This window comes from Winogradskyella ouciana, from assembly GCF_009709615.1.
Lineage (GTDB): Bacteria > Bacteroidota > Bacteroidia > Flavobacteriales > Flavobacteriaceae > Winogradskyella > Winogradskyella ouciana.
The window spans coordinates 1-264 of the sequence record NZ_WJYA01000148.1 but is presented as its reverse complement, the minus strand read 5'-3'; the positions used below and the strand labels follow the sequence as shown (position 1 = coordinate 264).

Here is a 264-nt window from a genome sequence, read left to right as displayed (position 1 = left end):
GTATTGATTGCCATTTGATCAATATTCGTCTTCGTCATTTCACTCATCATTTCCCGCCCTTTATGGATTGTCGTTATTTATTCAAAAATGTAATTCCATCTGTGCGAACAGCCACTTGGCCTGTTTCCTGCTCATTCTGCACCCATGATAATATCTCTACTGCCAGTCCATTGGCAATGATTCGGTCTGCAGAAGTTGGATTTGTTCCCATACAGAGTGCTTCATCAATTTCTGTGTATTTAAAGTCCACATTCAACTGGTCGA

General features: G+C 40.5%; 1 protein-coding gene. It reads right to left on the bottom strand.

Annotation, left to right across the window (positions count from 1 at the left end; all coding sequences use genetic code 11):
- Positions 1-73: 73 nt before the first annotated feature.
- Positions 74-264: hypothetical protein (locus F1003_RS18845; protein ID WP_202913924.1), on the bottom strand; the 191-nt coding region annotated here is incomplete at its 5' end.